Origin of the sequence: Klebsiella sp. RIT-PI-d, assembly GCF_001187865.1 — a bacterium.
GTDB lineage: Bacteria > Pseudomonadota > Gammaproteobacteria > Enterobacterales > Enterobacteriaceae > Superficieibacter.
Genome location: NZ_LGIT01000003.1, coordinates 319,488 through 341,697 on the forward strand (window position 1 = coordinate 319,488; position 22,210 = coordinate 341,697).

Consider the following 22,210-nt stretch of genomic DNA (forward strand, 5'->3'; position numbering starts at 1 on the left):
CTCTCCTCAGGGAGAGGGGATTGTCCGGTATCCGGTTCAGGTGTGTAATCGAGCTCTCCCCTTCCCGCCCGTCGAATAAACCAGCGTAACGTTATCCCACCTGCACCGACAGCATACTCAAACTGCCCATCTCAAGCCCGTCAACCGGGATTGTCACCGGCTCTTCTCCATCCCATGCGCCCAGAACATAAAGCAGCGGTAAGTAATGATCTGCGGTCGGATTCGACAGCGATCCGCCTTCGTGATCCAGATAATTAACCAGCGGATGATCCTCTGGCGTTCCTTTCCAGGTAAGATTCGTCTTCACGTACTCATTAAATGACGATGCCCACGGATACGGCGTGTTTTCGCCATGCCAGCGCGCCGTACGCAAGTTATGCACCACGTTGCCGCTGGCAATCAGCATAATGCCTTCGTCGCGAAGCGCAGCCAGCTTACGGCCCATTTCAAAATGCCAGGCCGCAGGTTTGGTACTGTCGACGCTCAGCTGCACCATCGGGATATCCGCCTGCGGGTACATTTTGATCAATACGCCCCATGAGCCATGATCGAACCCCCAGGCTTCGCGATCGAGTGCCACCGGCACGGGCGAAAGCAGTTCTACCAGCCGTTGCGCCAGCTCAGGCGATCCCGGCGCCGGATAGTGCGTGTCGTATAATGCCTGCGGAAAGCCACCAAAATCATGGATCGTTTTCGGGGCTTCCATCGCCGTGACGCCGATGCCGCGCGTGAACCAGTGAGCGGAAACCACTACGATAGCTTTCGGGCGAGGCAGGGTTTCACCCAGATACTGCCAGGCACGAGTGTATTTGTTGTCTTCCAGCACGTTCATAGGACTACCATGGCCTAAAAAAAGAGCTGGCATACGGGAACGGGACATGATGATATCCTTACAAAGCGTATAATTTGATAACACCACATTACGCTCTTTTTACATCCGATAAACTCAGATAACCATGATGATGATCGTCAGAAAATTTGAATGTAAGGATTATTAAAGGCCGGGTATGCCCTCTCGAACATTATGGAAGATACCTCTATTATGAATGAGAATCATTATCAAAGGAGTAGCAAATGTCAGTCCCTCTTATTCTGACCGTGCTGGCCGGCGCAGCCACCTTTATTGGAGCGATCCTCGGCGTGCTGGGTCAGAAGCCATCAAACCGCTTACTGGCGTTTTCGCTCGGCTTTGCTGCCGGGATCATGCTGCTTATTTCGCTAATGGAGATGTTACCCGCTGCGCTGTCAACACAGGACATGTCGCCAGTGCTGGGCTACGGCATGTTTATCGCCGGTTTGCTGGGTTACTACGGCCTGGACCGTCTTCTTCCCCATTCCCATCCGCAGGACCTGATGCAGGGCGGCTCCCTGCCGCCCACGCACAAAATCCGCCGCACTGCCATTTTGCTGACGCTGGGCATCAGCCTGCATAATTTCCCGGAAGGCGTTGCCACGTACGTGACGGCAAGTAACAACCTGGAGCTGGGCTTTGGTATTGCCCTGGCCGTCGCGCTGCATAATATTCCGGAAGGTCTGGCAGTTGCCGGCCCGGTGTATGCGGCGACGGGCTCGCGGGGCAAAGCGGTTTTTTGGGCAGGGATCTCGGGGCTGGCCGAAATTTTAGGCGGCATGCTGGCATGGTTGATTCTGGGCAGCATGATGTCACCGATAGTGATGGCGGCGATTATGGCTGCTGTCGCAGGAATTATGGTGGCGCTGTCAGTGGATGAGTTAATGCCGCTGGCAAAAGAGATAGACCCGAATAACAATCCGAGTTACGGCGTGCTGTGCGGAATGTCGGTGATGGGATTAAGCCTGGTGTTACTGCAGGCCATTGGATTTGGCTGACAGATTTTATCTTAAATGAGGCGATATGCCGGGCGGCGATTGCCCGGCCTCTATTTGCGACAGTTTGTACGCCCGGTAAGCGAAACGCCACCGGGCACGACAAACCGGCTGAACCGCGCTTAACCCGCTTTACGCTCGTGTTCCTGACGATATGCCACCAGGTCTTCAATGGTCACCACGGCCATATTGTGCTCGCGGGCAAATTTGATGCACTCCGGCGCACGCGCCATTGAACCATCGTCATTGGTCAGTTCGCACAGTACGCCGGTCGGTTTAAAGCCTGCCAGCGTCACCAAATCGATAGTCGCTTCGGTATGGCCGCCACGGGTTAATACGCCACCCGCCTGCGCGCGCAGAGGAAAAACGTGGCCGGGGCGATTGAGGTCGGACGGTTTGGCGTTGTCAGCACTTGCCGCACGGACAGTAGTAATACGGTCAGCGGCAGAGACGCCGGTAGTGACGCCCTCAGCAGCTTCGATGGTCACGGTGAAACCGGTGCCGTAAGCGCTGGTGTTGTTTTCAACCATCATTGGCAGATCAAGCTGCTGGCGACGTTCTTCCGTAATGCACAGGCACACAATCCCGCTGCCGTGACGGATAGTCAGGGCCATTTGTTCGGTGGTCATCGTTTCTGCGGCGAAGATCATGTCACCTTCGTTTTCACGACTTTCGTCGTCCAGCACCATCACACCACGGCCTTCGCGCAGCGCAGCAACAGCCTGTTCTACACGCTCAAATGCGTTACCAAAAGAAGAAAAAAGAGTCTGATTCATGGTAAAAAAACCTCATTAACATTATGGTTACCAGAATCAGGGCAGACTTAGGAGTCAAAAAAATAACGTGCGCAGGCCATTGCCTTTTGGATCGTCACTCTCTCCCATCCGGACTTTAACCGTCGGCCCCGGAATTACACCGGATCTGCTGACCTTCCGGCACCGCCGGAAGCGCTCGCGGGCTTTCGACAACAGTCGATTTACCGCCGGTGGGGAATCACACCCCGCCCTGAGAATAATCACAGCAACTATAACGCCGTTAACTACTTTGGGCAATCCATTCAATTCAAACAATTGTTTATAGAGTGGCGTTCTCAAACTACAATAAAGAGAGCCTATCAAATCAGGAAACGACAATGATTGACCCGAAAAAAATTGAACAACTTGCCCGCCAGGTCCATGAATCGATGCCGAAGGGGATCCGGGACTTCGGGGATGATGTAGAAAAGAAAATCCGCCAGGTGCTGCAGTCGCAGTTAACTCGCCTGGATTTAATCAGTCGTGAAGAGTTTGATGTACAGACCCAGGTATTACTGCGCACGCGTGAGAAACTGGCGCTGCTTGAACAGCGACTGACCGAACTGGAAAACCGTTCGTCCGGCGAAGCGGTAGCGGTGAAACCTGCTCCGGCTATTCCGCCGGTTAATCCACAAGAGTAAATCCGCTAAAAAAATGGCCCGGTCAGTACCGGGCCATGATGCTTATTCACATACCGCCTGACGTTGATAAAACTCGTAGCGCTGACGAAACCAGCTACGATGCTCTTCATCCATATTTCCGGTAACGTTACTGATATCAATATGGCGTCCTTCGCTTTGCATTCTGGCAAAACTGCGCGCCAGAAAATCAAAGTTCTGTACCGAGTACAAATCCTGTTCGTTCATCTTTACTGCATCTCCTGTCCATTTTTTTAAGCTTAGGTCAAATCTGGACGGGTACAGGGCTGAGTGAGGAAAAGTTGATCTGAATGGGTAAAAAACGCGCAAGTCACCCTGGCGCGGTAGTCAGGTGCCGGACAGCGTTGCGCTTATCCGACACCTTTTCGCATTACTGGCGGCTGTCTTTCTGGATCTTACGGATAATATTGGTGGTCGAGCAGCCGTCTTCAAAGTTAAGCACCAGCACGTCGCCGCCGTTAGCCCAGACTTCCTTGCTGCCTGCGATATCTTCCGGCTGATAGTCGCCGCCTTTCACCAGCAGATCGGGTAATACACCTGCGATCAGACGCTGCGGGGTATCCTCTTCAAATGAGACAACCCAGTCTACCGCTTCCAGCGCCCCCAGAACGATCATCCGCTGCTCCAGCGGATTAACCGGTCGTGAATCGCCTTTTAAACGCTTAGTGGAGGCGTCGCTGTTAACGGCAACAATCAGCCGATCGCCCAGCTTGCGTGCGTTGGCAAGGTAGGAGACGTGACCGGCGTGAAGGATATCAAACACGCCGTTGGTCATGACCACTTTCTCACCGCGCTTGCGGGCGGCGGCAACGGCCTGCTGCAACTCCGCTTCATCCATAACGCCAAAACCGGTTTCCGCGCGACCGCGTACCGCATTTTCCAGCTCTACAGGCGAAACAGTTGAGGTTCCCAGTTTGCCCACCACGACGCCAGCGGCGGCGTTGGCGAAGTAACAGGCTTCTTCCAGCGAGTTACCCGCGGCAAGCGTCGCCGCCAGCACGCCAATCACCGTGTCGCCGGCACCCGTGACGTCGTAGACTTCCTGCGCCTGCGTCGGCATATGCAGCGGCGCTTTACCCGGCTGTAATAGCGTCATGCCCTGCTCGGAACGGGTCACCAGCAGCGCCGAAAGTTCGAAATCAGCAATAATCTTCATGCCGCGCTCCACCAGCTCTTCTTCGCTCTGGCTTTTCCCGGCCACCGCTTCAAACTCGGAGAGGTTTGGCGTCAGCAGCGTGGCCCCGCGATAGCGCTCAAAATCAGTGCCTTTCGGATCAATCAATACCGGTACCCCGGCCTGACGCGCCAGGGCAATCATTTGCTGAACGCTCTCTAACGCGCCTTTCGCATAATCGGAAAGCACCAGTGCGCCGATATGTTCCAGCGCCTGCTGAATGCGATCGTGCAGGGGTTGTGGATCAACCCCGGCAAAACCTTCTTCAAAATCCAGGCGGATTAACTGCTGATTACGCGACAGCACGCGCAGTTTAGTGATGGTGGGATGGGTCGGCACGGAGACAAAATCACACTTTACCTTGACGTCTGCCAGCGATTTACTCAAGGCGCGGGCGGCGTCATCAATTCCGGTGAGGCCAACCAGACGCGAGGCTGCGCCCAGCGAGGCAATGTTCATCGCCACGTTTGCCGCGCCGCCAGGACGCTCCTCAATGGTATCGACTTTCACTACCGGCACCGGCGCTTCCGGTGAAATACGGCTGGTTGGGCCATACCAGTAGCGATCCAGCATGACATCACCGACCACCATGACTTCTGCACGTGTAAATTCTGGCAGCGTTACTTTCATTCCTGTCTCCTGAGAGATTCATCAGTCATACATTCTGTTGCGCGCGATAATATCATACCTGCCCGGATGTGTACGGCTCCATCAGCCACTTCTGCCAGCTGGCGCTGACCTGCGTACGCTCGGCGATGAAGGCATCCGTCGGTAAATTTCCCGGCTGTTCCTGAAGTGCCAGATGGTGTAATTCGTCGCGCAGGGTGGTGTAAGCCTGAGTCAGCGCCCGGGCTTCCTGCTCATCCATAATCGCGTACTGCGCCAGCAGTTCGAGGATGCGCACGTTATCTGACCAGCGGGTCAGTTTGGGCTGGAGAGGCGCGTAACGTAGCACCAGATACTGGGTAATAAATTCAATATCCGTAATACCACCGGCATCGGTTTTAATATCAAACCGATCCCGACGTTTATGCCCGAGATGCGCACGCATTTTCTCGCGCATCTCGCGGACCTCGGTTTGCAGTTTTTCGCCCTCGCGCGGGAGGCTTAAAATCTCGCGACGGATGGTATCAAACTGGCGGTTCAGCTGCGGATCGCCATACACCGGGCGGGCGCGCACCAGCGCCTGATGTTCCCATGTCCATGCTTCATTTTTCTGGTAGTCGGCGAACGCGTCAGCGGTGGTTACTAACATGCCTGCCGCGCCAGAAGGCCGCAGCCGGGCATCTACTTCGTACAGGATGCCGGAGGAGGTGCGCGTGCTGAACAGGTGCATAATGCGCTGCGCCAGTCGCAAATAGAACTGACGACCGTCAATTTCTCGTTCCCCATCGGTGATCACCTCGGCCGGGCAATCGTGCAGAAACACTAAATCCAGGTCCGAACTGTAGCCCAGCTCCCAGCCGCCAAGTTTGCCATAGCCAATGACGGCAAATCCGCGCCCTTCTCGCTCGCGCAGATGAGCAGGCTGCCCGTAGCGAGCCACCATCTGCGTCCAGGCCTGCTGAACAACGGCATCAATAATGGCCTCCGCCAGCCAGGTTAAGTGATCGCTCACTTTCATCACCGGCAGCGTGCCGACAATATCCGCTGCCGCAATACGCAACAGTTGCGCCTGTTTGAACTGGCGCAGCGCTTCAAGCTGCTGCTCTTCATCCCCTTCCGGTACCCGCAGCAGATACTGCCGCAGTTCATCGCGGTAGGCATCGGTTGCGGTAGGCTGATACAGGGTGCTGGGATCGAGCAGTTCATCAAGCAGTAACGGATAACGTGCCAGCTGGCTGGCGACCATCGGCGAGGCCGCACAAAGCGTTATAAGGTGTTTGAGCGCGCCGGGAAATTCGCTCAGCAATTCGATATAGGTTGTACGGGTAACAATTCCGGTGAGCAGCGGCATCAGCCGGGAAAGCGGCACCGGCGCGTCGTCGCGGGAGCAGACATCGGCCAGCAGGTGCGGCATCAGGTGATCCAGCACCTGTCGACCACGTGGCCCAATAGTCCGCTTATCCAGCTCGTGGCGGAAATCAGCAATCAGCGCGACCACCCGGTGACGATCGGCCTGCGTTAAATGGGCTAAAACAGGCGTAACGTCCTCTTCCTGCAATGCATCCTGCCACAGTTCACGCCACTGCTCGCAAAGCGGATCGGCTTCCGTATCGGCAGTATCATCGCCGATCAGTTCATTAAAGACCTGGCGAACGCGATGCATGTGCCCGGCAAGCACAGCCTCCAGCGTCGACCAGTCATCAACGCGCATGCCCCACGCCAGCCGCGCGCGATTAAGATCGTCACCCGGCAGGGTCTGGGTCTGCTCATCGTTAATGCTTTGCAGTAAATTTTCCAGCCGCCGCAAAAACAGATACGCCTCGCGCAAGGCATTCGCATCGTCGTCTGACAACAAATGCAGTTCCGCAATCGCGGACAGCGTGGGCAGCAGCGAACGGCGCTGTAAGGATCGTTCACGCCCGCCGCGGATCAGCTGGAATACCTGCACGATAAACTCGATTTCGCGAATGCCGCCCGCCCCGAGTTTAATATTATCTTTGAGTCCCCGACGCCTGACTTCCCGGGCAATCATCCCTTTCATATTGCGCAGAGACTGAATGACGCTGAAATCAATATAGCGACGGAAAACGAATGGACGCAGCATGGCGCGCAGGTCGCTGGCATAAACGCCGTCGTTGTCACCCATAATGCGCGCCTTGACCATCGCATAGCGCTCCCAGTCGCGCCCCTGCTCCTGGTAGTAATCTTCAAGCGCGGCGAAACTTAACACCAGCGGACCGCTATCGCCGAACGGCCGCAGACGCATATCGACGCGATAGACAAAACCGTCCTGCGTCGGCTGGTCCAGAGCCTTAATCAACCGCTGCCCGAGACGGGTAAAAAACTGGGTGTTATCAAGCTCACGCCGCCCACCCTGGGTTGTGCCCTTTTCCGGCCAGGCAAAAATCAGATCGATGTCGGAGGAGAAATTAAGTTCGCCGCCGCCCAGCTTGCCCATACCAAGAATGAGCAGCGGCTGTGCCTCGCCCTGCGCATTGCACGGCGTGCCCCATTCGCGGCAGCAGGCGGCATACAGCCAGTCGCGTGCGGCCACAATCAGCGTTTCCGCCAGCACGCTTAGCTGCTGAAGCGTGCTTTCTTCACGCATCAGCATCAGCGCCTGCGCCCACGCAATACGCACCATAATGCGCCGACGGAACAGACGCAGAGCGTGCATTAACGCCGCTTCATCGTGTACCGATGCCAGGGTCTCCTGCAACCACGCCGCATAGTGCTGCCATTCGTCTTCTTCAGGCGGCGCGTTTTCCAGTGCCGTCAGCCATTCAGGATATGCCGCCACGCTCTGTTGCACAAAATCACTGAACGTGAGCACTGACTGTGCCTGTTCGCTGAACGTTTGCACCGGAAAATCCTCCGGCAGACGTCCTGGCACGGTTTGCCAGTGCTGCTGTAAGCGTGAGGAAAGCGGCATCATCGCGAATATCCTTGACCTGAATTAACGTTTACCGCTGTGCAACCAGAAGGGTTCCATCGCCAGCGCTTCATTACGGAAATGTTCAATTTCAATGTGCTGGCGTTTTTTGATCGCATACAGCAGACCCTGCCAGTTTTCCAGCCACGCCTGAGCGACAACATGATCGTAATTGCCTGCCAGCATGGCAATGCTGTCGATATCACGGCTCAGGCGCGGGATCTGATCGCCATAGCTGTCTACCAGCGGATAGGCGAATGTTTTACGCAGTTCAGCCGCATGGCGGGAGAGTGAGATATCGGCATAGCGCTTAAAGGAGTCGGCAAATTTCGCCTGCGCCTTATCATCCAGAAAAGCCTGCCAGCCGCGGGCGATCAGCCATTCCGTCAGGGTCAGTTTCGCCAGCGCGATAGTCGCGCTGCTGGCAGCCGTTTGCGCTGAGACATCCGAGGCCAGCGTCGTTTCTGACTGCGTTAACAGATCGCGTAAGCGAGCGCTCGCTTTCCGCGGTACGATGCCACCAAACAGGGTGAGGGTGTGGCGAATCAGAGCGATCGCATCCACTACCTCTGCTTTGGCCGCCTTATTGCCGCGCACCCATAATTCTTCGTGATACAGCCACCGGGAAAGCGCGTTCTCCAGCGCCGCTTCGAACGCCTGCTCAACGCTGGCTTTGCGCGGCACGCTTAAAATAGTCAGCGGTTTAAGTGGGCGCTCTGCGTTGCCCTGCGCCAGATGATATCCGCGCGCTGCTTTGCTCAGGCTGCCCTGGCGTAACACCTCAAGGTTAACCAGCTGACGCGCCAGCTTGAGAATATCCTGCGTATCGCCGGACAGCAGTTCCAGCTCAAGCTCGCCAATTTGCTCTTGCCACTCGCCGGCTTTGATTTCACCGCAGTCAAGAGCAATTTCGATGCGGCTTGCCCCGACGTTGACCAGCCATTTTTCACGCTGGAAATCGGTGCTGAACAGCGGCTGCACCTGTTCTGCAAGTCCGGCAGGCATTTCGCCTTGCGGCCATACGTCGGCGGGGAACCGCGCCAGATCCAGTTCCGGCTGACTCAGTTCAATATTGTATTCCGGGCGCTGATGCAGTCCACCAATCACCCGTCCACCGGTTTTGATGGTCATTTCATAATGGCCATTATTGCCGCGAATACGCAGTCCCATATCGTGCTGACGCAGCCAGTTGTCCGGCGTCTCGTAATAGATGTTGAGCAATGGGCTGGCCGGGATATGCTCCGCCGACAGCGTGTTCAGATGATTTTGCAGCGTGCCGACGCCATCGTGATTAATAATAAACTTCAATTCGATTTCTTGAGCCATAGCGGAATTCTTAAGGTTACGTTGTTACGAAAGACAATTAGCGCGAACTTACACGCATCTTTTTTGTCAGTAGATAGTATTTTGCGGCAAAATACCACGAACTGTGCGTGTTGAAAGCAGAAAAGTTTGGCTTCCCGACCCGGATGATTCCGATTGCTGCTTACGCCATTACGTCGTCAGACTGTTGCCACGACATTCGTTCCACTTCTATGACAATAACGATGATCTAATGCCTAAATTACGCTTGATTGCCTTAACTTTACTTACCCTTAGCGTTTCTACCGTTTCTCATGGTGAAGAAAAACGGTATGTTTCAGATGAACTCAATACCTGGGTCCGCAGCGGCCCCGGCGATAATTATCGCCTCGTTGGCACCGTAAATGCCGGCGAGGAAGTTACCCTGCTTCAGACGGATGCCAGCACCAATTATGGTCAGGTGCGTGACAGCAGCGGTCGTAGCGTCTGGATCCCACTGAAAGAGTTAAATACTGAGCCGAGCCTGCGCTCACGCGTACCGGAACTTGAAAACCAGGTTAAAACGCTGACGGATAAGCTGAACGGTATTGATACCACCTGGAACCAGCGCACCGCTGAAATGCAGAAAAAAGTCGCGCAGAGCGACAGCGTGATTAACGGTCTGAAAGACGAAAATCAGAAGCTCAAAAATGAGCTTATTGTTGCTCAGAAAAAAGTCAGCGCCGCCAATTTGCAGCTTGATGACAAGCAGCGCACCATCATTATGCAGTGGTTTATGTACGGCGGCGGCGTGCTGGGTATCGGGCTTCTCCTGGGACTGGTGCTGCCGCATATGATCCCAAGCCGCAAGCGTAAAGACCGCTGGATGAATTAAGCCGGATTCGCCTTCTCCTCTACACTTACGTATGATTCGGCGATAGACGATAGGTGAGGAGAGGTGCAGTGAAGAGTTATCTGGTCGGTGGCGCAGTCAGGGACAAATTATTAGGGCTACCGATTAAAGACCAGGATTGGGTCGTGGTTGGCGCAACACCGCAGCAAATGCTTGACGCGGGCTATCTTCAGGTAGGCCGCGATTTCCCCGTGTTTATTCATCCTGAAAGTCGCCAGGAATACGCGCTGGCGCGTACCGAACGTAAATCTGGCGTCGGCTATACCGGTTTTACCTGCCACGCGGCACCGGACGTGACGCTGGAAGAGGATTTACAGCGTCGCGACCTCACTGTTAACGCCCTGGCTCAGGATACCGACGGCAAGATTATCGATCCCTGGCACGGGCAGGCAGATTTGCGAAATCGCCTTCTGCGCCATGTCTCTCCCGCCTTCAGCGAAGATCCGCTGCGCGTACTGCGCGTGGCGCGCTTTGCCGCTCGTTACGCACATTTAAGTTTTCGCATTGCCGATGAAACACTGGCGCTGATGCGTGGGATGACGGCCGCCGGAGAACTGGAGCATCTGACGCCCGAGCGGGTCTGGAAAGAGACTGAAAGCGCACTTGGCACGCGAAATCCGCAGGTTTATTTTCAGGTATTACGCGACTGTGGCGCGCTAAAGGTTCTGTTTCCCGAGCTGGATGCGCTGTTTGGCGTTCCGGCACCGGCAAAGTGGCACCCGGAAATCGATACCGGTATTCATACGTTAATGACCCTGTCGATGGCGGCGATGCTCAGCCCGGAAATCGACGTGCGTTTTGCCACGCTGTGTCACGATCTCGGCAAAGGGTTAACCCCTCCTGAGCTATGGCCACGGCATCATGGCCACGGTCCGGCCGGCGTTCGTCTGGTCAATAACGTCTGTACCCGCCTGCGCGTACCTAATGAAATTCGCGATCTGGCAAAGCTGGTGGCTGAGTTCCACGATCTCATCCATACCTTTCCGCTGCTCCAGCCTAAGACCATCGTCAAACTGTTCGATTCCATCGATGCGTGGCGCAAACCGCAGCGTGTAGAGCAAATCGCGTTAACCAGCGAAGCCGACGTGCGTGGACGTGCCGGGTTTGAAGCCAATGATTATCCGCAGGGTCGCCAGCTGCGCGCCGCCTGGGAAGTGGCGAAAGCCGTGCCGGTCAGTGAGGTTGTGGCAGCCGGATTTCAGGGACCGAAGATCCGCGAGGAGTTAACCCGACGCCGCGTGCGGGCGGTGGCGCAGTGGAAAGATAAAAACTGCCCTCAGCCGGAAAGCTGAGGGCAGCATCTTACATAAAGACGGCGTAGACCACCGCCGCCACGATAAAACGGTAGATGGCGAACGGAATGAACGAAATACGCTTGATAATATGCAGGAAGGTTTTGATGGCGATTAGCGCGACCACGAACGCGGTAACGAAACCGACTGCAAACATCGGGATGTCGGCTACCGTCAGAAAATCGATGCTTTTATAGAGATCCAGCGCGGTGGCTCCCATCATCATCGGCACTGCCAGCAGGAACGAGAATTCTGACGCCGCATAGCGACTCACGCCCATCAGCATTCCGCCGGAAATGGTCGCGCCGGAGCGTGAAAAACCCGGCCACAGCGCCAGACACTGGAAGCAGCCAATCATAAAGGCCTGGCGATAGGTGATATCGTCCACGCCCTCAGCACGCGGCTTTTTCGGCTTCAGGCATTCGGCCACAATCAGCAGCACACCGCCCACCACCAGCGCATACATCACATTGATTGGATTAAACAGCGACTTGATCATGTCGTGCAGCAACAGGCCCAGCACGACCGCAGGAAACATCCCCAGCAGGATGTGGATAAGCGACAGACGGCCTTTCCCGGTGCCTTCATGATCGGGCTTACGGCCAAAATGAATGCCAATCAGGCCAAACAGACGACGCCAGAACATCACCACGACAGCCAGAATAGAACCCAGCTGGATCACCACCTCAAAGGTCTTTGCCGTTTCGTCTTCAAAACCCAGCAGGTGACCGACGATGATCATGTGTCCGGTACTGGAAACAGGCAAGAATTCCGTCAATCCTTCGACCACACCCAATATCGCTGCAATCACCAGCGAGTGCATATCGCTCATCAAGTAAACCCTTAAAAGATAAATGAATAAAATTTATAGCCTGACTGCAACATCCAGTATGGCGGCGATAAAATAATCCTGCATTATGACCAGCGTTCTTACGCTGCGTTTAATAATAATTTATTTAAATGTTTTCTTTAGGAAAATTGCCACGCTCAATGATTACACCGACGCTGGTCGCCCGGGCCACGGCACCCGGCTTGCTGACTTTAATACGTACCCACGGCGAGGGGAAGCGTGCCAGCAGCAGCGTTGCAATCTCTTCCGCGACGCGTTCCACCAGCGCAAAACGGCCACCTTCTACGTGGCTGACCACCAGTTCGCTGACATCGGCATAGCTCAGGCAGTCAGCAACATCGTCACTGGCTGCCGCCTTGCGGTTGTCCCACGCCATTTCGATATCGAACATTAGCTTCTGTTCGATAGTTTGCTCCCAGTCATACACGCCAATAGTGGTGATTACCGAAAGTTGCTCTATAAATACAATATCCATCATGACCTGCCTGCTTTTTGGCTAAACCGGATACCACTTCCGGCGAATTATGCGTATTATCCACAGATGCAGAGAATAAACCGATTTTTTCTAAACGGAACAGCGTTATGAGTGCAATCGCGGCTGGAATGATTATCCTCGCCTACCTTTGCGGCTCAATTTCCAGCGCCATTCTGGTCTGCCGTATCGCAGGTTTACCCGATCCGCGCGAAAGTGGCTCAGGTAATCCAGGGGCGACCAACGTCTTAAGAATTGGCGGTAAGACAGCAGCCGTAGCAGTCCTGATTTTTGATGTGTTAAAAGGTATGCTGCCCGTCTGGGGAGCGTATGCGTTAGGCCTCGCGCCATTCTGGCTGGGGCTGATTGCTATCGCCGCCTGTCTCGGGCATATCTGGCCCGTCTTCTTTCATTTTCGTGGCGGTAAGGGTGTGGCAACGGCATTTGGTGCCATTGCGCCTATCGGCTGGGATCTCACCGGCGTGATGGCCGGGACCTGGCTATTGACCATTTTGCTCAGCGGCTACTCTTCGCTCGGCGCGATTGTCAGCGCGCTGATCGCGCCGTTTTATGTCTGGTGGTTTATGCCGCAGTTCACCTTCCCGGTGTCGATGCTTTCCTGTCTGATCCTGCTGCGTCATCACGATAATATTCAGCGCCTCTGGCGTCGGCAGGAAACAAAAATCTGGGCGCGGCTGAAAAAGAAAAAACCCAACAATCCGCAGTAGCGCAGCGCTACCTGCTCCTTCAATGCCTGATGGCGCTTCGCGTATCAGGCCTGCACGTCTCCACTACCGCCCCATCTTCCTTTCTGTCTACGACGTTTCTCTGCGTATGCCATTCATTGTTTATCCATAAGCGACTCATATGACCGGGTTGATTTCTGCCAGGGCATACTGAAAGCGGAGATGGCAAGTGGATGGATGCAGCATGGTCGTAAACCCGATCCCCGACAAAACCTATAAAGGCTGGCAGGCTTCGCTTGCGTTGCAGTTTTGTCATTCCGTGGAAAAGACGCGACTGCATTCGGCCTGTCATACCGGTCCGCTTACCGTACAGCGGCCTTTTTATCCTGAAGGTAATACCTGTCATCTCTATTTACTGCATCCCCCCGGCGGGATTGTTGGTGGCGATGAGCTGGATATTTCCGTCACCCTGGATGCACAAAGTCATGTGCTGCTGACCATGCCCGGCGCCAGCAAATTTTATCGCAGCAGTGGCCCGACGGCCCGCCTGCGTCAGCACTTTCATCTGGCCCCTGAGGCGACGCTGGAATGGTTGCCGCAGGATGCCATTTTCTTCCCCGGCGCGCAGGCGCGTGTTGACTCCGTTTTCCATATCAGTACCGGCTCTCGCCTGCTGGCGTGGGATTTACTGTGTCTGGGACGCCCGGTTATCAACGAAACATTTCACCGCGGCTGCCTGAATAATCGGATCGAAGTCTGGAAAGATGATGTGCCGCTGTTAATTGAACGCTTATATCTGGCCGATGGCGATTTGTCTGCGGTGGCCGAACACCCCTGGGTCGGCACGCTGCTGTTTTACCCGGCAGATGACGCGCAGCTGGAAGGCGTGCGTGAAAGGCTTGAACCGCTGGGAGCGTACGCAGGTGCAACGCTTATCGACCAGCTACTGACGGTACGCTTTCTCAGTCACGATAACCTGATCTGCCTGCGGGCCATGCGCGAGATATGGCGCTACATGCGTCCCCGAATGCTGCAAAAATCACCCGTATTTCCCCGCATCTGGCATACCTGAGAGACTCCTATGGAATTAACGCCGAGAGAAAAAGACAAACTGCTGCTGTTTACCGCGGCGCTCGTTGCGGAGAGACGACTGGCCCGCGGCCTGAAGCTTAACTATCCGGAAGCCGTCGCGCTCATCAGCGCATTCATTATGGAAGGTGCGCGCGACGGCAAAAGCGTGGCCGCATTAATGGAGGATGGGCGTCACGTGTTAACCCGCGATCAGGTGATGGAGGGCATTGCGGAAATGATCCCCGACATTCAGGTCGAGGCGACATTTCCCGACGGTTCAAAACTGGTCACTGTCCATCATCCGATTATCTGAGGAGGCATTATGATCCCAGGCGAATACCAGATCCAGCCCGGCGAGATCGCAATCAATACCGGTCGTCAGACCTTAACTATTGTGGTTGAAAACCATGGCGATCGTCCTGTTCAGGTCGGATCGCACTATCACTTTTATGAGGTCAACCCGGCGCTGAAGTTCGACCGTGCACGCTGCAAAGGTTATCGACTGAATATTGCTGCCGGCACCGCAGTACGCTTTGAACCGGGGCAGAAACGGGAAGTGATGCTGGTTGCGGTAGCCGGCGCGCGGCGCATTTTCGGTTTTCGCGGCGAGGTGATGAATTCGCTGGAGGCACACGATGACTAAGGTTTCCCGCCAGGCGTGGGCCGATATGTTTGGCCCGACGACCGGCGATAAAGTACGGCTGGCCGATAGCGAATTGTGGATCGAAGTAGAAAACGATTTTACCACCTATGGCGAAGAGGTGAAGTTCGGCGGCGGTAAAGTGATCCGCGATGGTATGGGCCAGGGGCAAATGCCGGCCAGCGAGTGCGTGGATCTGGTGCTGACCAACGCGCTGATTATCGATCACTGGGGGATCGTTAAAGCCGATATCGGGGTAAAAAATGGCAGGATCTTCGCGGTCGGCAAAGCGGGTAATCCGGATATTCAACCCGATGTAACGATCCCGATAGGCGTTGGGACCGAAGTGATCGCCGCCGAAGGTAAGATCGTTACCGCAGGCGGTGTAGATACGCATATTCACTGGATCTGCCCGCAGCAGGCTGAAGAAGCGCTGGTCTCCGGCGTGACGACAATGATTGGCGGCGGCACCGGCCCGGCGGCAGGGACCAATGCCACGACCTGTACGCCCGGCCCGTGGTATATCGCCCGTATGCTTCAGGCCGCCGATACCCTGCCCGTCAATATTGGCCTGCTCGGCAAAGGCAATGGCTCAAATCCGGCCACCCTGCGCGAACAGGTAGCGGCCGGCGCTATCGGCCTGAAAATTCATGAAGACTGGGGCGCAACGCCTGCCGCCATTGATTGTTCGCTGACGGTCGCCGATGAGATGGATATTCAGGTGGCCCTGCACAGCGATACGCTCAATGAGTCTGGTTTTGTCGAAGATACCCTGGCGGCCATTGGCGATCGCACTATTCATACCTTTCATACTGAAGGTGCCGGCGGCGGCCACGCGCCGGATATTATTACGGCCTGCAAACATCCCAATATATTACCGTCGTCAACCAACCCGACGCTGCCCTACACCGTGAACACGATTGATGAGCATCTGGATATGCTGATGGTGTGTCATCATCTTGATCCGGATATCGCCGAAGACGTCGCATTTGCCGAATCCCGCATTCGCCGGGAGACGATCGCCGCAGAAGATGTGCTGCACGATATCGGCGCATTTTCACTGACCTCTTCGGACTCGCAGGCCATGGGACGCGTTGGCGAAGTGATCCTGAGAACCTGGCAGGTGGCGCACCGGATGAAAGTTCAGCGCGGCGCGCTACCGGAAGAGACGGGCGATAACGATAATTTTCGCGTGAAGCGCTATATCACCAAATACACCATTAATCCAGCGCTGACTCACGGCATCGCTCACGAAGTTGGCTCGATTGAGGCCGGGAAACTGGCAGATTTAGTGGTCTGGTCGCCGGCCTTTTTCGGCGTCAAACCGGCGACCGTGGTGAAAGGCGGCATGATTGCTACGGCACCAATGGGCGATATTAACGCGTCCATTCCTACGCCACAGCCAGTGCACTACCGGCCAATGTTTGGCGCACTGGGCGCGGCCCGTCATGCCTGCCGGATGACCTTTCTTTCTCAGGCGGCACAGGCGGGTAATATCGCGCAGCAGCTCAATCTTCAGAGCATTATCGGCGTGGTCAAAGGCTGTCGGACGGTGAAAAAGTGCCACATGATCCACAACCATCTGCAACCCAACATTACCGTTGACGCCCAGACCTATGAAGTACGCATCGACGGCGAAACAATCGCCAGCGAACCCGCTGACATCCTGCCGATGGCACAGCGTTATTTTCTGTTTTAAGGAGGTATGATGCTCTATCTGACTCAGCGAATTGACACCCCTGGCCAGGTGACCGCCACGCTAACGCTGCCTGTCGACGTGCGGGTAAAAAGCCGCGCCAAAGTGACTCTCAGCGACGGCCGCGAAGCCGGACTGATGTTACCGCGAGGGCTGCTGTTGCGCGGCGGTGATGTGTTAAGTAGCGCAGACGGTCTGGAAATCGTCAGGATCGTTGCCGCTGATGAATCGGTATCCGTCGTACGCTGCGACGATCCCTTTCTGCTCGCCAAAGCCTGTTATCACCTTGGTAATCGCCATGTGCCCCTCCAGATCCTGCCAGGAGAATTGCGCTATCACCACGATCATGTGCTGGACGATATGCTGCGCCAGCTGGCGCTGGAGGTGACGTTCGCCCATCTGCCGTTTGAGCCAGAGGCCGGAGCTTACTCCGGAGAAACCCACGCTCATGCACATGCGCATTAAATGACCGACTCAGTTCAACTGATGCGCCTGATGCAGCTTGCCAGCAGCAGCCTGCCCGTTGGCTCTTTTACATGGTCACAGGGTCTGGAATGGGCAACGGAAGCGGGCTGGGTAACAGACAGCGCCGCGTTTAAGCGCTGGCAGACTCAGCAGATGGAGCACAGCTTTTTCAGCGTGGATCTGCCTGTTTTTGCCCGTCTGTATCAGGCTTGCATCCATGATGACCTCCACGAAGCCCAACACTGGACCGCCTGGCTACTGGCCTGCCGGGAAACGCGTGAACTCCGCGAAGAAGAGCGTAATCGCGGGGCGGCGTTTACCCGTCTGGTTACTGACTGGGAGCCGGATTGCCCCCCGGCCTGGCGCACGCTATTTGCGCAAAGCCAGCTTTGCGGCATGGCCTGGCTCGGCGTGCGCTGGCAGATTGCCCTGCCCGCGCTGGCGTTGAGTCTTGGCTACAGCTGGATCGAAAGTGCGGTAATGGCCGGGGTCAAGCTGGTGCCTTTTGGTCAGAAAGCGGCGCAGCAGCTGATCCTTTCCCTGTCTGAACAGTATGCAGCAGGCATGGATCGGGCGCTGTGCTGCGATGAGCGTGATATTGGCTCCGCCACGCCGCTCGCCGCCATCGCCTCGGCCCGTCATGAAACTCAATATTCGCGTTTGTTCCGTTCCTGAGGAGAGAATATGTCACACATTACACATCCACTGCGCGTTGGCGTCGGCGGACCGGTTGGATCGGGGAAAACAGCCCTGCTGGAGGCGTTGTGTAAAGCGATGCGCAATACGTACCAGCTTGCGGTGGTGACTAACGATATTTATACCAAAGAGGATCAGCGCATCCTGACTGAAGCGGGCGCGCTGGAGCCGGATCGCATTGTCGGCGTGGAGACCGGCGGCTGCCCGCATACGGCGATCCGTGAGGACGCGTCTATGAATCTGGCGGCAGTTGAAGCACTCAGCGAAAAATTCGGCAACCTGGCATTAATTTTCGTCGAAAGCGGCGGTGATAATCTCAGCGCCACCTTCAGCCCGGAACTGGCCGACCTGACGATCTACGTTATTGATGTAGCAGAAGGCGAAAAAATTCCGCGCAAAGGCGGACCCGGGATCACAAAATCTGACTTTCTGGTGATCAATAAAATCGATCTCGCGCCCTATGTCGGCGCCTCGCTGGAGGTTATGGAGCGCGACACATTACGTATGCGCGGTGAACGCCCGTGGACGTTTACCAATCTGAAGACCGGTGAGGGTCTGGAGAAGATCATTGCGTTTCTGGAAGATAAAGGGATGTTGAAAGGATAAAACCGGCAATACCGGACCGCATGAGTCCGGAAGTGCGGTGGCGTACGTATTCGGCTCTCCCCCTCCCTCTCAGGGAGAGGGAGAGAGTAGCTCAGGCCGCAGGCAGTTCCGCCAGCGGCCAGCGGGGACGAACGGTGACGCCCAGATCCGCTGTTGCGCCAGCTTTAAAACGCACCATTCCTGCATAGGCGATCATTGCGCCGTTATCGGTACAAAACTCCGGACGTGCGTAGAAAACCTCACCCCGGCGTTTTTGCATCATCTCAGCCAGCTTTGTGCGCAGAGTACGGTTGGCACTGACGCCGCCTGCCATTACCAGACGGCTAAATCCGGTTTGATCCAGCGCGCGTTTGCATTTGATCATCAGCGTATCAACGACGGCATCTTCAAACGCGCGAGCGATATCTGCCCGGGTCTGGTCATCTGCCTCATTATTACGAATGGTATTGGCAGCAAACGTTTTCAGGCCCGAAAAACTGAAATCCAGCCCCGGACGATCGGTCATTGGACGCGGGAACACAAAACGCCCTTCTGTACCCTGGGCCGCCATTTTCGACAACATCGGACCACCGGGATAATCCAGCCCCAGCAGTTTGGCGGTTTTATCGAACGCCTCACCGGCGGCATCGTCAATTGACTCGCCGAGCAACGTATACTGACCAATACCGGTAACGCTGATAAGCTGGGTATGGCCGCCGGAAACCAGCAGCGCGACAAAAGGATACTCCGGCGGATTATCTTCCAGCATCGGTGCCAGCAAGTGCCCTTCCATGTGATGTACCGCAATCGCCGGAACGTCCCATGCAAACGCCAGAGAGCGCCCTACCGTTGCACCGACCAGCAGCGCGCCAACCAGTCCCGGACCTGCCGTATAGGCTACCGCATCAATATCTTTCGCCGTCAGACTGGCCTCTTTTAGCGCCGCCTGGATCAGTGGAACGGTTTTACGGACATGGTCGCGGGAAGCCAGCTCAGGCACCACGCCGCCGTAGTCAGCATGTAATTTCACCTGACTATACAATTGGTTGGCTAACAGACCCTTTTCGTCATCGTAAATGGCGATTCCGGTCTCATCGCAGGATGTTTCAATACCCAGTACACGCATGGTTTGCTTTACCTCATTTCAATACCGCGCAGTGTAGGACCAATGCGGGATGATGTAAAACTTTGTTCGCCGCAGGCACGGGCCTCGTGTATACTCCTCTTCCTTATAAAAGTCCCTTTCAAATACGCGTCGGTGCTTTACAAAGCAGCAGCAATTGCAGTAAAATTCCGCACCATTTTGAAATAAGCTGGCGTGATGCCAGCGGCAAACCGAATTTATTAAAGGTGAGAGTTACATGCCGGTAATTAAAGTACGTGAAAACGAGCCGTTCGACGTTGCACTGCGTCGCTTCAAGCGTTCCTGCGAAAAAGCAGGTGTTTTAGCCGAAGTTCGTCGTCGTGAGTTCTATGAAAAACCGACTACCGAACGTAAACGCGCTAAAGCTTCTGCTGTGAAACGTCACGCGAAGAAACTGGCTCGCGAAAACGCACGCCGTACTCGTCTGTACTAATGATTTGAGGGCCAACGCCCTCATCTGGCAGACCGAGTTGTAGTTGTAAGGCCGTGCTTCCGGAAGGAATGCGCGGCTTATTTTCGTTTACGAGTTGGTAAAAATTGTACGGGGCTTATGGCTGGACGAATCCCACGCGTATTTATCAATGACCTGCTGGCGCGCACCGACATCGTCGATTTAATCGACGCGCGGGTGAAGCTTAAAAAGCAGGGCAAAAATTTTCATGCGTGCTGTCCGTTTCATAACGAAAAAACCCCTTCTTTCACCGTTAACGGTGATAAGCAGTTTTACCACTGCTTCGGTTGTGGTGCGCACGGCAATGCCATCGACTTTTTAATGAACTACGACAAGCTCGAGTTCGTTGAAACCGTTGAAGAAATGGCGGCCATGCACAACCTGGACATTCCGTATGAAGCAGGCAGTGGGCCAACGCAGATCGAGCGCCATCAGCGGCAAACGCTTTATCAGCTGATGGAAGGTCTGAATACGTTTTATCAGCAATCCCTTAAGAATCCCGCCGCAGAACCCGCGCGCCAGTATCTGGAAAAACGTGGTTTAAGCAGTGACATCATTGCTCGATTCGCCGTTGGCTTTGCACCGCCCGGCTGGGATAACGCGCTAAAACGGTTTGGCGGCAACAACGAAGATCGCCAGTCATTAACCGATGCGGGGATGCTGGTCACTAACGATCAGGGCCGCAGTTACGACCGCTTCCGCGATCGGGTGATGTTCCCTATTCGCGACAAGCGCGGCCGGGTCATTGGTTTTGGTGGTCGCGTATTAGGTAATGATACGCCGAAGTATCTGAACTCCCCGGAAACCGATATTTTCCATAAGGGCCGCCAGCTATATGGCCTTTATGAAGCGTTGCAGAATGCGGCGGAACCCCAGCGACTACTGGTGGTCGAAGGATATATGGACGTTGTCGCGCTGGCGCAATATGGCATTAATTATGCCGTTGCGTCACTGGGGACTTCAACCACCGCCGACCACATTCAGCTGCTGTTCCGCTCTACGCAGAATGTGATTTGCTGCTATGACGGCGATCGTGCCGGACGTGACGCAGCATGGCGCGCGCTTGAAACCGCGATGCCCTATATGACTGATGGCCGTCAGCTACGCTTTATGTTTCTGCCTGATGGTGAAGACCCGGATACGCTGGTACGTCAGGAAGGCAAAGACGCATTTGAAGCGCGTATGGAGCACGCTCAACCGCTGTCGATGTTTTTATTTAACAGCCTGCTGCCGCAAGTCGATTTAAGCACGCCGGATGGCAGCACGCAGCTTGCTGCACTTGCGCTACCGCTGATTAATCAGGTACCTGGCGACGCGCATCGTATTCAGCTGCGCCAGACGCTGGGACTGAAACTGGGCATCTTCGACGACAGCCAGCTTGATCGTTTAATGCCAAAACAGGCAGAAAGTGGCGCGGTACGCCCACCTCCTCAGCTAAAACGCACGACCATGCGTATACTGATAGGACTGCTGCTGCAAAACCCGGACTTAGTTCCACTGGTGCCGCCGCTGGCAGGACTGGATCAGAGCAAGCTGCCGGGGCTTGGCTTATTTGCTGAACTGGTCGACACGTGTTTGTCACAGCCTGGCCTGACCACCGGACAACTTTTAGAGCATTATCGTGGCACAAATGAAGCGCCTACCCTTGAAAAGTTGTCGATGTGGGACGATATAGCAGATAAAGAGATTGCAGAAAAAACGTTTACCGATTCGCTCAACCATATGTTTGATTCGTTGCTCAAACTGCGTCAGGAAGAGTTAATCGCTCGCGATCGCACGCACGGTTTGAATAACGAAGAACGCCGGGAGCTCTGGACATTAAACCAGGAACTGGCGAAGAAATAAATTTAACGGCTTAAGTGCCGAATATCGATCGGGTAGATCCCGACAGCCGCACTGAAGGGCAGCGGCAAAAATATAAGCAGGCCCTCATTAGTCATACAGGCCGTCGTTTTACC

The 22,210-nt window shown here is 55.2% G+C and carries 23 protein-coding genes and 1 riboswitch; of the genes, 14 read left to right on the top strand and 9 right to left on the bottom strand.

The annotated features are described in order from the left end of the window. Positions 1-91 precede the first annotated feature (91 nt). Complete coding sequence (gene ygiD / locus AC791_RS01885; RefSeq protein ID WP_049838787.1) at positions 92-880, bottom strand: 4,5-DOPA dioxygenase extradiol; 789 nt, start codon at positions 878-880, stop codon at positions 92-94. Between the two features lie 194 nt (positions 881-1,074). On the opposite strand from ygiD, the gene zupT reads away from it, so the two are divergent. Then, positions 1,075-1,848 carry a zinc transporter ZupT gene (zupT, locus tag AC791_RS01890; RefSeq protein ID WP_049838788.1) on the top strand — a complete coding sequence of 258 codons (774 nt, stop codon included), beginning with the start codon at positions 1,075-1,077 and terminating at the stop codon, positions 1,846-1,848. Between the two features lie 119 nt (positions 1,849-1,967). On the opposite strand, the gene ribB is transcribed toward zupT, so the two are convergent. Then, positions 1,968-2,621, bottom strand: coding sequence for a 3,4-dihydroxy-2-butanone-4-phosphate synthase (gene ribB, locus AC791_RS01895; protein ID WP_049838789.1), 654 nt, complete (start codon positions 2,619-2,621; stop codon positions 1,968-1,970). Between the two features lie 92 nt (positions 2,622-2,713). Continuing rightward, a riboswitch (FMN riboswitch) is annotated at positions 2,714-2,862 on the bottom strand. A 115-nt stretch (positions 2,863-2,977) separates the two neighbouring features. On the opposite strand from ribB, the gene ubiK reads away from it, so the two are divergent. Further along, positions 2,978-3,280: a ubiquinone biosynthesis accessory factor UbiK gene (gene ubiK, locus AC791_RS01900; RefSeq protein WP_049838790.1), complete on the top strand. Its 303-nt coding sequence runs from the start codon at positions 2,978-2,980 to the stop codon at positions 3,278-3,280. A 42-nt stretch (positions 3,281-3,322) separates the two neighbouring features. On the opposite strand, the gene glgS is transcribed toward ubiK, so the two are convergent. The 4 genes from glgS to AC791_RS01920 form a co-directional block, all read right to left on the bottom strand. After that, positions 3,323-3,505: a cell surface composition regulator GlgS gene (gene glgS / locus AC791_RS01905; protein ID WP_049838791.1), complete on the bottom strand. Its 183-nt coding sequence runs from the start codon at positions 3,503-3,505 to the stop codon at positions 3,323-3,325. A 163-nt stretch (positions 3,506-3,668) separates the two neighbouring features. After that, positions 3,669-5,102, bottom strand: a complete 1,434-nt coding sequence (gene hldE / locus AC791_RS01910) for a bifunctional D-glycero-beta-D-manno-heptose-7-phosphate kinase/D-glycero-beta-D-manno-heptose 1-phosphate adenylyltransferase HldE (RefSeq protein WP_049838792.1) — start codon at positions 5,100-5,102, stop codon at positions 3,669-3,671. A gap of 52 nt (positions 5,103-5,154) precedes the next feature. Further along, positions 5,155-8,013, bottom strand: a complete 2,859-nt coding sequence (gene glnE / locus AC791_RS01915) for a bifunctional [glutamate--ammonia ligase]-adenylyl-L-tyrosine phosphorylase/[glutamate--ammonia-ligase] adenylyltransferase (RefSeq protein WP_199485489.1) — start codon at positions 8,011-8,013, stop codon at positions 5,155-5,157. Between the two features lie 21 nt (positions 8,014-8,034). Further along, positions 8,035-9,336: an inorganic triphosphatase gene (locus tag AC791_RS01920; RefSeq protein WP_049838793.1), complete on the bottom strand. Its 1,302-nt coding sequence runs from the start codon at positions 9,334-9,336 to the stop codon at positions 8,035-8,037. A gap of 229 nt (positions 9,337-9,565) precedes the next feature. On the opposite strand from AC791_RS01920, the gene AC791_RS01925 reads away from it, so the two are divergent. Together AC791_RS01925 and AC791_RS01930 are read left to right on the top strand one after the other, a co-directional pair. Further along, entirely contained in the window at positions 9,566-10,186 is a 621-nt protein-coding gene (locus AC791_RS01925; protein ID WP_049838794.1) for a TIGR04211 family SH3 domain-containing protein, read from the top strand. Positions 10,187-10,254: 68 nt separating this feature from the next. Then, complete coding sequence (locus tag AC791_RS01930) at positions 10,255-11,496, top strand: multifunctional CCA addition/repair protein (protein ID WP_049838795.1); 1,242 nt, start codon at positions 10,255-10,257, stop codon at positions 11,494-11,496. Positions 11,497-11,506: 10 nt separating this feature from the next. Here the strand turns inward: AC791_RS01930 and bacA are convergent, their stop codons facing one another. Together bacA and folB are read right to left on the bottom strand one after the other, a co-directional pair. Next, the gene (gene bacA, locus AC791_RS01935) at positions 11,507-12,328 is read right to left on the bottom strand and encodes an undecaprenyl-diphosphate phosphatase (RefSeq protein WP_049838796.1); all 822 of its coding nucleotides are present in this window, start codon (positions 12,326-12,328) and stop codon (positions 11,507-11,509) included. A gap of 124 nt (positions 12,329-12,452) precedes the next feature. Further along, positions 12,453-12,821: a bifunctional dihydroneopterin aldolase/7,8-dihydroneopterin epimerase gene (gene folB / locus AC791_RS01940; protein WP_049838797.1), complete on the bottom strand. Its 369-nt coding sequence runs from the start codon at positions 12,819-12,821 to the stop codon at positions 12,453-12,455. A gap of 107 nt (positions 12,822-12,928) precedes the next feature. On the opposite strand from folB, the gene plsY reads away from it, so the two are divergent. The 8 genes from plsY to ureG all read left to right on the top strand — a co-directional run bounded on the left by plsY (position 12,929) and on the right by ureG (position 18,678). After that, positions 12,929-13,546: a glycerol-3-phosphate 1-O-acyltransferase PlsY gene (gene plsY / locus AC791_RS01945; protein ID WP_049838798.1), complete on the top strand. Its 618-nt coding sequence runs from the start codon at positions 12,929-12,931 to the stop codon at positions 13,544-13,546. A gap of 202 nt (positions 13,547-13,748) precedes the next feature. After that, positions 13,749-14,576 (top strand): urease accessory protein UreD, encoded by an 828-nt coding sequence (locus AC791_RS01950; protein ID WP_049838799.1) that lies wholly within the window; start codon positions 13,749-13,751, stop codon positions 14,574-14,576. A 9-nt stretch (positions 14,577-14,585) separates the two neighbouring features. Beyond that, positions 14,586-14,888 carry an urease subunit gamma gene (locus tag AC791_RS01955; RefSeq protein ID WP_049838800.1) on the top strand — a complete coding sequence of 101 codons (303 nt, stop codon included), beginning with the start codon at positions 14,586-14,588 and terminating at the stop codon, positions 14,886-14,888. A gap of 9 nt (positions 14,889-14,897) precedes the next feature. Further along, entirely contained in the window at positions 14,898-15,218 is a 321-nt protein-coding gene (locus AC791_RS01960) for an urease subunit beta (protein ID WP_049838801.1), read from the top strand. Continuing rightward, entirely contained in the window at positions 15,211-16,914 is a 1,704-nt protein-coding gene (gene ureC, locus AC791_RS01965; protein ID WP_049838802.1) for an urease subunit alpha, read from the top strand. The genes AC791_RS01960 and ureC overlap by 8 nt, the downstream gene beginning before the upstream one ends. Before the next feature lie 9 nt (positions 16,915-16,923). Next, positions 16,924-17,376: an urease accessory protein UreE gene (gene ureE, locus AC791_RS01970; RefSeq protein ID WP_049838803.1), complete on the top strand. Its 453-nt coding sequence runs from the start codon at positions 16,924-16,926 to the stop codon at positions 17,374-17,376. Then, positions 17,377-18,051 carry an urease accessory protein UreF gene (locus AC791_RS01975; RefSeq protein ID WP_049838804.1) on the top strand — a complete coding sequence of 225 codons (675 nt, stop codon included), beginning with the start codon at positions 17,377-17,379 and terminating at the stop codon, positions 18,049-18,051. A 9-nt stretch (positions 18,052-18,060) separates the two neighbouring features. Further along, positions 18,061-18,678 carry an urease accessory protein UreG gene (gene ureG, locus AC791_RS01980; RefSeq protein ID WP_049838805.1) on the top strand — a complete coding sequence of 206 codons (618 nt, stop codon included), beginning with the start codon at positions 18,061-18,063 and terminating at the stop codon, positions 18,676-18,678. Between the two features lie 91 nt (positions 18,679-18,769). Here the strand turns inward: ureG and tsaD are convergent, their stop codons facing one another. Next, the gene (tsaD, locus tag AC791_RS01985; protein ID WP_049838806.1) at positions 18,770-19,783 is read right to left on the bottom strand and encodes a tRNA (adenosine(37)-N6)-threonylcarbamoyltransferase complex transferase subunit TsaD; all 1,014 of its coding nucleotides are present in this window, start codon (positions 19,781-19,783) and stop codon (positions 18,770-18,772) included. Between the two features lie 235 nt (positions 19,784-20,018). Here tsaD and rpsU point away from each other — a divergent pair, with 235 nt between their 5' ends. Together rpsU and dnaG are read left to right on the top strand one after the other, a co-directional pair. Next, complete coding sequence (rpsU, locus tag AC791_RS01990) at positions 20,019-20,234, top strand: 30S ribosomal protein S21 (RefSeq protein ID WP_001144069.1); 216 nt, start codon at positions 20,019-20,021, stop codon at positions 20,232-20,234. A 117-nt stretch (positions 20,235-20,351) separates the two neighbouring features. Then, entirely contained in the window at positions 20,352-22,097 is a 1,746-nt protein-coding gene (gene dnaG / locus AC791_RS01995) for a DNA primase (RefSeq protein WP_049838807.1), read from the top strand. The last annotated feature ends 113 nt before the right edge of the window (positions 22,098-22,210 follow it).